This window comes from Neorhizobium sp. BETTINA12A (assembly GCF_023006485.1).
Lineage (GTDB): Bacteria > Pseudomonadota > Alphaproteobacteria > Rhizobiales > Rhizobiaceae > Neorhizobium.
Genome location: NZ_JALBGW010000323.1, coordinates 1 through 1,529, shown reverse-complemented (window position 1 = coordinate 1,529; position 1,529 = coordinate 1). Strand labels below are relative to the sequence as shown.

Annotated in this window: 1 protein-coding gene; it reads right to left on the bottom strand. The window is 60.6% G+C overall.

Features of this window, described 5'->3' with window-relative positions:
- Positions 1-104: 104 nt before the first annotated feature.
- Entirely contained in the window at positions 105-1,475 is a 1,371-nt protein-coding gene (locus MOV61_RS29865; protein WP_247139169.1) for an IS1182 family transposase, read from the bottom strand.
- Positions 1,476-1,529: the final 54 nt, after the last annotated feature.

Below are 1,529 nucleotides of genomic sequence, written 5' to 3'. Positions count from 1 at the left end.
TCAGACTGCTGACAAACCCGTCGATATTTTCGGCGGGTTTTGTTTTTGTGGATTTGTTTTTCCGCCGGGAGGTCTTGGCGGGAGGCGCAGAAGGATGGGCTGGCTCATGCCGCGGCTGGTTTTGGTGTTTTGATGAGCGCCATTGCGATCTTCTTGATGTTCTGGGCGGCTGCAGCCAGCAGGCATTGGCAGGCGACACGGGTGAGACTTCGGAAGCGGGCATAGCGGTGGCCATGCAGCTGCTTGGCATCGGCAAAGGAGCGCTCGACCGTTTCCTTGCGGCGTTTGTAGATCGCCTTGCCCCAAGCGGTCAGTCGGTTGGCATCGGTGCGCTCGCGGGCGTCGGCCCAGACATGGCGGGTGATGGTGCGTGTCGCGGTGGCGTTATGGGTGCAGGAGGCCAGCAACGGGCAGGTGCGGCAGATGGCCGGATCGGATGCGTAATGTTTATAGCCGTTGCGGTCGGTGGTGGCATAGGCGAGCAACTGTCCTTCGGGGCAGCGATAGCCGTCTGTCTGAGGCTCGTGGACGAACTTCGATTTGCGCATCATGCCGGCTTTGGGCGGTGTCGGATTGCGATAGCCGGTGACACCGAGGATGGTGCGGTCTTCAAGCCCCTTGGCGATGCCGGAGGTCGCATAGCCGGCATCCAGGCCAACCGCGCCGACCTCGAAGCCGAACCGCTCACGCTGACGGTCCAGCCGCTCGAGATAGACGATGCTGTCATGCACATTGGCAGGTGTCACATGGGTGTCGGTGATGATGGCATGGCGGCCGTCCACCGTGCGGTGGTCGAGGTAGAAGAAGCCTTTCGGTTTGCCGTCGCGCACCATATAGCCGCTCTCGGGGTCGGTGCGCGACACCTTGGTTTCCTTCACCTCCGGCTGACGCTCTTTCTCCTTTAACGGCTTCTGGCTATGCAGCGCCCGCTCGACCTCGATTGCCCGGTCGAGGTCGGCCCAATAATCGGCGCGCGACTTCTCGATCATCGCAAGGTCGTATCTGCCCTTGTTGGCGTTCGCCTTCAGATGCGTCGAATCCGTATAGAGCACCGTACCGTCGACCAGGCCATGACCGATCGCCTGCTCAACGATATGATCAAAGATGTCCTGGGAAACCGAGGTGTCGTTGAAGCGCCGGCGGCGGTTCTGCGACAGCGTCGAGGCGTCAAACACCCCATCCGTCAGCTTCATCCGCAGAAACCAGCGATAGGCGACGTTGACCTCGATCTCGCGCACCAATTGGCGCTCCGAGCGGATGCCGAACAGGTAACCGATGAACAGCGCCTTGAACATCAAGGTCGGATCGAGCGGCGGCCGGCCGTTGTCGGCGCAATAAAGCCCGGCAACGCGATCATGGATGAACGAGAAGTCGATCACCGCATCAATCTTGCGAAGCAGGTGATCCTTCGGCACCAGACCCTCGAGCGTCACCATCTCAAGAGCCGTCTGGCAAGGGGCAGGTTTCTTCAACATGTCCCAATGAATCACAAACCCCCGGACCACGCCAGGGGTTTGTCAGCAGTCTGA

Bases quoted from the DNA above. Each gene is read 5' to 3' on its own strand.
- MOV61_RS29865 (WP_247139169.1), bottom strand. From the start codon at position 1,475: ATGTTGAAGAAACCTGCCCCTTGCCAGACGGCTCTTGAGATGGTGACG.